Below are 7,079 nucleotides of genomic sequence, written 5' to 3' on the forward strand. Positions count from 1 at the left end.
CCAACACCGCTAGCCTCGATGGTCGACCGAGTTCGCCATCCATGGAGGCATGCGCATGATTCGTTCGGGCTCTATCCAAATTCTGACGACGGCGTTGGCCGTCGGCGTCGCCGCCATGCTCATCGCCGCGTCGACCACCTCACCAGCCACGGCCCAGCCACGGGCCGAGCGCCCGAGCACAGCGGAGGCACCAGTGCCCGGTCTGGTGCCGAACCCGCTCCAGGTGCGCGCGAAAAAGGGGCCCGGTTTCGTCCTGACCAAGCAGGCCCGGATCGTCGCCCGTGGCGCTGACGCAGACGAGGTCGGCGTTCTCTTGGCGGCCGAACTGCGCCCGGCGACCGGCTTCGGCCTCCCGGTCGTCGCCGGTAGGCCGACCCGTCGCGATGTCGTCCTGACCATCGACCCCAAGGCCGGGTTCGGCGAGGTCGAGGGCAACCCGGAGGCGTACAAGATCTCCTCGACGGCCAAAGGGGTCAAGGTCACCGGGGCGAGTCGCCACGGGCTGTTCAACGGCACCCAGACGCTGCGTCAGCTGCTGCCGGCGTTTGCCTCATCGACCGTCCAGGTGAACACAGACTGGACCGTGCCGGCCGTCTCGATCCTGGACGCGCCGCGGTTCAGCTATCGCGGGATCATGCTCGATGTCGCCCGCTCGTTCCTCGAGGTCGACGAGGTGAAGCAGGTCATCGACGCCGCAGCGGCGGCCAAGATCTCGGTGCTGCACATGCACCTGGCCGACGACCAAGGGTGGCGGATCGACATCACCAACTCCGGTCGGGCGGCCGACGACGACATCGACTACACGGCCCTGACCCGGGTCTCGGGTGCGACCGCGGTGCTCGGCAACCCGTATCAGAGCGCCGACGGCCACACCGGGTTCTACACCCAGGACGACTATCGCTCGCTGGTGCGGTATGCCGCCGAGCGCGAGATCGAGATCATCCCCGAGATCGACATCCCCGGCCACACGAATGCCGCCCTGGCCGCGATCCCACAGCTCAACACCGCCGGGTCGAGTCACCCGGCGACCGAGGACGAGCCGGTGGCACCACACAACGGGACCATCGACGTCGGCTACTCCTATCTCGATCCGACCTCCGAGGTGACCTATACGTTCATCCAGCACGTCTTCTCACAGCTCGCTGCGCTGACGCCGTCCGAGTTCCTGCATGTCGGCGGCGACGAGTCGCACGCGATGACGCAGCGATATGGCCACGAGGGCTACGTGGCGTTCGTCGAGCGGGCGCTCGCGATCGTCCACGGACTCGGGAAGAAGACGATCGGCTGGAACGAGTACGCCGAGTCCGGGCTCACCGCCGGTGATGGTGTTCAGTACTGGGCCGGCACGACCGAGCACGCGAAGCGCGCCGTGATCGAGGATGGCGCCAAGCTGCTCGTCTCGCCGGGCAACACGTCCTACCTCGACATGAAGTATCACCCGAAGACGCCGATCGGACTCTCCTGGGCGTGCTCGGGCGACTGCGACGTCGCGCACTACTACGACTGGAGCCCGCAGGAGGTCATCGCGGGCGTCGGGGACGAGCACATCCTCGGCACCGAGGCGCCGCTGTGGTCCGAGACGATCCGGGGCGTCGACCAGGCCGAGTTCATGATCTTCCCACGCGCCCTGGCGCACGGGGAGAACGGCTGGACCGCCGAGTCGCGGCGCTCGCCGTCGGACTTCGCGGCGCGGCTCGCCTCGGTCGGTCCGCGACTTGCTGCCGCCGGCACCAACTTCTACGACGGGCCGCAGATCGCTTGGTCGACGGAGCTGGCCGGGACCGATGCTGCGGTGTCGGCAGGGTCGGTCGGATCGGTGTCGGTCGGACTGCTCGCCGCCCCCGGGACCAAGACGGACGGGACCGCGGTCGCCGTCGACGAGGTCGACGACGCGGACGGCACCGGTGGCTCGTCGCTGACCGCACCGCTCACCGCGACAGTCGACTTCGGGGACGGGTCGGCTCCGGTCCCCGCACGGTTCACCGCGTCTGAACCCCGGGATTCGCTCCACGCTGCCGGGGTCTATGCGGTGACGGCTGCTCATGCGTACGACTCCCCGGGGAAGTATCGCGGCAAGATCACGGCCTCCGACGGCTCGACGGCGAGGTTCACCGTCACGGTCTCCTGATCGAGTGGAGGTTGTGAAGCTGAGAGTGGCCTATGGCTCACCCTCAGCTTCACAACCTCCCGATGTCACAGATCTCGCGTGCTCGGTGTCCTTGGGGTATGAGCAACCAAGAAGAAGCCTTCAGCAGGAGTCGGGTCGTGGTCGTCGGCGGCGGGTACGCCGGCGTGATGGCCGCCAACCGACTCACCAAGCGCGAGGACATCGAGATCACCCTGGTCAACCCGCGCGACCATTTCGTCGAGCGGATCCGGCTGCACCAACTCCTGGCCGGATCGTCCGATGCGGTGGTGGCCTATGCCGACATCCTGAGTCCGCGGGTCCGTCTGCTCGTCGGCACGGTCAGCGCCGTCGATGCCGGTGCCCGGACGGTCGCACTCGAGGACGGGCAGGAGGTGGCGTACGACTATCTGGTCTACGCCGTCGGCAGCACCGGCGACCCGCGGGTGGCGGGCGCGCACGAGCACGCCTTCGGCGTCGCGACCTTCGAGGAGGCGACCCGCCTGCGGGCCGCGCTGGACGCGACGCCCGCCGATGCACCGGTGGTCGTCGTCGGTGGTGGCCCGACCGGCATCGAGGTCTCCTCCGAGCTCGCAGAGGCCGGCCGCAACGTGGCGCTGATCTGCGGAGACAGGCTCGGCCCGTGGCTGCACGAGAAGGGCCGCACAGATGCCGAGCGCGCCCTGCGCCGGCTGGGCGTCGGCATCGTCGACGGCGCCCGGGTGGCGGAGGTGCTGGACGGCCGCGTACGCCTGGACAACGACCGCGAGCTGACCAGCTCGGTGACGATCTGGACCGCCGGGTTCACCACGCCGGACCTGGCGCGCCGCAGCGGGCTGTCCACCGACGAGGCCGGCCGGCTGGTCACCGACGAGACCCTCACCAGTGTCGACGACGACAGGATCATCGCGACCGGCGACGCCGCGGCGCCGTCGGGGCTGGCCTACCGGATGAGCTGCCAGGCCGCCAACCAGCTCGGGCCGCTGGCCGCGGAGACGGTGCTCGCCCGGCTCGCGGGCGCGACCCCTGAGGCGGTCAGCATCGGCTTCGTGGGGCAGTGCATCAGCATCGGTCGCGGGCTCGGCCTGGTGAACTTCGCCCGCCGCGACGACTCCGCCGTGGGGGCCCGCCTCCGTGGCATGCCCGCGGCGAAGGTGAAGGAGCTGATCTGCCGCAGCACGGTCTGGGCCCTGGCGATGGAGGCCCGTCGTCCAGGCTCCGCGATCGGGTTCAAAGACGGGTCGCGTGCCGCCCGCGTCCAGGCGGCAGCGGTGACACCGCTGGTCCGGTAGCCCAGCCGCCTCGACTGAGGTCTCGTCCGGCGGATTCGGAAGGAGTTCAGGCAGCGGTCGTACGGCGGTTGCCACGGGATCACGCGCCACCGCCAGGTTGAGGGCCACCCTCACCGAAAGAGATCCCGATGCGTACCTTCGTCCGATCGCTGACCGCGGTGCTCGCCGCGGCCGCGTTCCTCTCCCCCACTGCCGCCACGGCGAGCACGACCGACTCCACGCGGACCTTCGCCGACCTCGGTACGCCGCACCCGCAGGCGCACGCCCACAACGACTACGAGCACGGCCGTCCCCTCCTCGACGCCCTGGCCAGCGGCTTCACCAGTGTCGAGGCCGACGTGTGGCTGGTCGACGGCGAGCTCCTGGTGGCGCACGACGCGGAGGACCTCGACCCGGCGCGGACGCTGGAGAGGCTCTACCTCGCCCCGCTCAAGAAGCTCGTCCGTAGCAAGGGACGCGATGTCTACCCGGGCTACGACGGCACCTTCCAGCTCCTGATCGACATCAAGAACACCGGCGAAGCGACGTACGCGGCGATCGAGAAGGAGCTCGGAGCCCATGAGGAGCTCTTCACCCGCTACGAGAACGGCATCGTCAAGGACGGTCCGGTCGAGGCGGTCATCAGCGGTGACCGGCCGTTGGAGACGATGCGGAGCGCGACCGAGCGGTTCGGCTTCTACGACGGCCGGATGAGCGACCTCCGCTCCGGCATACCGGCCTCGCTGATGCCGCTGGTCAGCGACAACTGGACCAAGGTCTTCGTCTGGCAGGGCGTCGGCCCGATGCCCGATACCGAGCGCCGCAAGCTTCACGAGATCGTCGACCACGCTCACGCCCAGGGCTACCGGGTGCGGTTCTGGGCGACGCCGGACAACGACGGCCCCGCGCGCGAAGCAGTCTGGACCGAGCTGCTCGCAGCCGGGGTCGACCACATCAACACCGACGACCTCGCCGCCCTCGATGCCTTCCTGACCGACAGAGCCTGACCGACAGAGCCTGACCGCGAACCGACAGCGGGCAGCTCACCGCCGGATCGGCGGCCATCCATCGACGTCGCACTGACCGTGCTCGTTGCTCCCGGCGGCGAGGACGGTCCCGTCTGCCCGCAGTCCGAGCGTGTGCCGGGACCCTGCGGCCACCGCGACGATCTCGCGCCAGTCGGCGACGTCGCATTGGCCGGCCTCGTTGCCACCGGCGGCCAATGCTCGGCCGTCGGTGGTGACTGCGACGGTGTGGTAGCTCCCGGCGGCCACTCGTACGACATCGCGCCAGGTCTCGACGCCGCCCGCCCAGGCGCTGCGATCGCCGACCGCGAGCACGCGCCCCGAGCTGGTCAGGCCGACCGTGTGGAGGTAGCCGGCCGCGACGGCGACCACGTCATACCAAGCATCGACGGCACACTGCCCACGGTGACCGTTCCCCACGGCCGTCACGGTCCTGTCCGCCCTGAGGCCGACCGAGTGCCAGTCGCCGCAGGCCAGCGCGACGATCTCGCGCCACGAGCTCACCTCGCCGGCGCCTTCGGCGAGCCTCCCCACGGCGAGCACCGTGCCGTCGGCGCGCAGCCCCAGCGTGCGACGCCAGCCGGCGGCGACGGCGGTCACCTCGCGCCAGGAGCCCACCTCGCACTGACCCTCGTTGTTCCAGCCCGTCGCCACCACAGTGCCGTCGGCGCGGAGCCCGACACTGTGGGACCGCCCGGTGTTCGAGGCCGTGTGCACATTGCCGGCCGCTACCCCGACCACATCAGTCCAGTCATCGGTGCGGCACTCCCCCGCCTTGCCGACGCCGGCAGCGACCACCGTTCCGCCCGTGCCCACGCCGAGCGAATGACGTGGCCCGGCCGCGATGAGCTGATTCACGACAGCAGCCTGATCGATCAGAGTTCGCGGACCATCTCGTGGTTCACCCCGTCGACCATCTCGACCCGCGTGCCGGTGTCGACGTAACCGCACTTGCGATAGGCACCCTGCGCGCGGACGTTGTCCTCGTTGACGTGGAGGCGCACCTGCCGGACACTGATCTCCTGCAGCCATGCCTCCGTCTGCGAGAGAAGCGCTTCAAGGACGCCGCCGCCGCGCCGGGCAGGCCGCACGTAGACGCCCACGAGGGCGGCGCGCGGGTGCGGACTCGTCTCGCCGATGTAATCGGGCTCGCCCGGCGCCGTCACGAGTGCCGTCACCGTCCCGGCGAGCTCACCGTGAGCGTCGACCGCGACGAACTTCCCTACGGCAGTGCCGGCGGCGGCCGTCTGCGCCTGCTCCCGCCAATAGCTGTCCGGCCGCTGGAGAGCGTCTTCGAGTCGCTCGAGGTAGGCGAGGTGGGCAATCGGGTCGCGCAGCGCCTCGAGCCGCAGGTCCCGGATGGCCTGCCACTCCTCGGCTCGCACTCGGCGCACGGTGCCGGAACCCAGCACTTCATCTTCCTCGACTGTCACGGCCTCATCGTCCCAGCACGCCCGGCATTGCGTCGAACGCTTTCCGGCAGACGTACGGCCCGATGGGGCGCCGTTCCCGGGCACCGTGTCACAGTCCTCGGCGCTGCCTCGTCCTAGAGGGCAAGATGGACCGAGGAGGACCTTTCATGACACCTGAAGCAGAGTTCGAGGAGCTGCGCCCGCTGCTGTTCTCGATCGCCTACCGGATCCTCGGCAGCGTGAGCGAGGCGGAGGATGCGGTGCAGGAGAGCTGGATCCGGTTGGCCGCGAGCCCGACCGAGCCCGAGTCGCTGAAGGCCTACATGTCCACCGTGGTCACGCGCATCTCGCTCGACGTGCTGCGCTCGGCACGGGTGCGCCGGGAGACGTACGTCGGGCCGTGGTTCCCCGAACCGCTGCTCACCGACGCCCACGCCGATGAGGTCGCGGACATCTATGCAAGCCCTGAGCGTGCGACCGAGCTGGCCGACTCGGTGTCGATGGCCGCGCTGCTGCTCCTGGAACGGCTCAGCCCGCTGGAGCGGGCGGTCTTCGTGCTGCGCGAGGTCTTCCACTTCGGCTTCGCCGACATCGCCGTGGCGGTCGACCGCTCCGAGGCCGCCTGCCGACAGCTCGCCTCGCGGGCACGTCGTCACATGGACGAGGGCAAGCCGCGGTTCGAGGCCGACCGACGCAAGAGGGTCGAGCTCTCCGGCCGATTCTTCGAGGCGCTGCGCGACGGAGATCTCGACCAGCTCCAGGCGCTGCTGGCGGCCGATGTCGAGACCGTCAACGACGGTGGTGGCGTGGCCGGTGGCTCCGGCGGCCGGTTCGGAGCGGAGAAGGCGGCGCGCATCCTGGTCGCGGCGGTGCCGCCGCTGCTCGCCATCGGCGCCCGCCTGGAGGAGCGCGAGCTCAACGGCGAGCCGGGGGCCATCCTGCGCGATGCCGACGGCTCCATCCTCGGCACCTGGACGCTCGACATCCTCGACGGCCAGATCCAGCGGATCCGCTCGGTCACCAACCCCGAGAAGCTGGGCCACCTCGGTCCGGTGGCCGACCTGAAGGACGCCGCACGCCGCCGCAACCGCCACCGTCGCGGCCGCTGACGCCGAAACTGCAGAACTTGCGGGTCGAATCGGTAGTTGTGGGCGACGAAACTCTACTTTCGTCGCCCAACAAAAGAAAAGCGGGGGCGGGGGTAAATAGGGGGCCGGCCGCCCGGGCGCGGGGGCGGAAGACGGGG

Annotated in this window: 6 protein-coding genes; 4 read left to right on the plus strand and 2 right to left on the minus strand. The window is 70.0% G+C overall.

Annotated elements, in window-relative coordinates; genetic code table 11:
* The first annotated feature begins 49 nt into the window (after positions 1 to 49).
* The 3 genes from ABZZ22_RS05790 (at position 50) to ABZZ22_RS05800 (ending at position 4,403) form a co-directional block, all read left to right on the plus strand.
* Positions 50 to 2,128 (plus strand): family 20 glycosylhydrolase, encoded by a 2,079-nt coding sequence (locus ABZZ22_RS05790; protein ID WP_354927721.1) that lies wholly within the window; start codon positions 50 to 52, stop codon positions 2,126 to 2,128.
* A gap of 98 nt (positions 2,129 to 2,226) precedes the next feature.
* Positions 2,227 to 3,417 (plus strand): FAD-dependent oxidoreductase, encoded by a 1,191-nt coding sequence (locus tag ABZZ22_RS05795; protein WP_354927724.1) that lies wholly within the window; start codon positions 2,227 to 2,229, stop codon positions 3,415 to 3,417.
* 128 nt (positions 3,418 to 3,545) lie between these two features.
* Entirely contained in the window at positions 3,546 to 4,403 is an 858-nt protein-coding gene (locus ABZZ22_RS05800) for a phosphatidylinositol-specific phospholipase C/glycerophosphodiester phosphodiesterase family protein (protein ID WP_354927727.1), read from the plus strand.
* Between the two features lie 36 nt (positions 4,404 to 4,439).
* Here the strand turns inward: ABZZ22_RS05800 and ABZZ22_RS05805 are convergent, their stop codons facing one another.
* The gene (locus ABZZ22_RS05805; protein ID WP_354927730.1) at positions 4,440 to 5,279 is read right to left on the minus strand and encodes a chromosome condensation regulator; all 840 of its coding nucleotides are present in this window, start codon (positions 5,277 to 5,279) and stop codon (positions 4,440 to 4,442) included.
* 17 nt (positions 5,280 to 5,296) lie between these two features.
* Complete coding sequence (locus ABZZ22_RS05810) at positions 5,297 to 5,854, minus strand: GNAT family N-acetyltransferase (RefSeq protein WP_354927733.1); 558 nt, start codon at positions 5,852 to 5,854, stop codon at positions 5,297 to 5,299.
* A 146-nt stretch (positions 5,855 to 6,000) separates the two neighbouring features.
* Here ABZZ22_RS05810 and ABZZ22_RS05815 point away from each other — a divergent pair, with 146 nt between their 5' ends.
* Positions 6,001 to 6,942, plus strand: a complete 942-nt coding sequence (locus ABZZ22_RS05815) for an RNA polymerase sigma-70 factor (RefSeq protein WP_354927736.1) — start codon at positions 6,001 to 6,003, stop codon at positions 6,940 to 6,942.
* The last annotated feature ends 137 nt before the right edge of the window (positions 6,943 to 7,079 follow it).

Origin of the sequence: Nocardioides sp. NPDC006273, assembly GCF_040613495.1 — a bacterium.
GTDB lineage: Bacteria > Actinomycetota > Actinomycetes > Propionibacteriales > Nocardioidaceae > Nocardioides.

Excerpts from the sequence above, each read along its gene's own strand:
- ABZZ22_RS05790 (WP_354927721.1), top strand. The coding sequence starts at position 50 with ATGCGCATGATTCGTTCGGGCTCTATCCAAATTCTGACGACGGCGTTG.
- ABZZ22_RS05795 (WP_354927724.1), top strand. The coding sequence starts at position 2,227 with ATGAGCAACCAAGAAGAAGCCTTCAGCAGGAGTCGGGTCGTGGTCGTC.
- ABZZ22_RS05800 (WP_354927727.1), top strand. The coding sequence starts at position 3,546 with ATGCGTACCTTCGTCCGATCGCTGACCGCGGTGCTCGCCGCGGCCGCG.
- ABZZ22_RS05815 (WP_354927736.1), top strand. The coding sequence starts at position 6,001 with ATGACACCTGAAGCAGAGTTCGAGGAGCTGCGCCCGCTGCTGTTCTCG.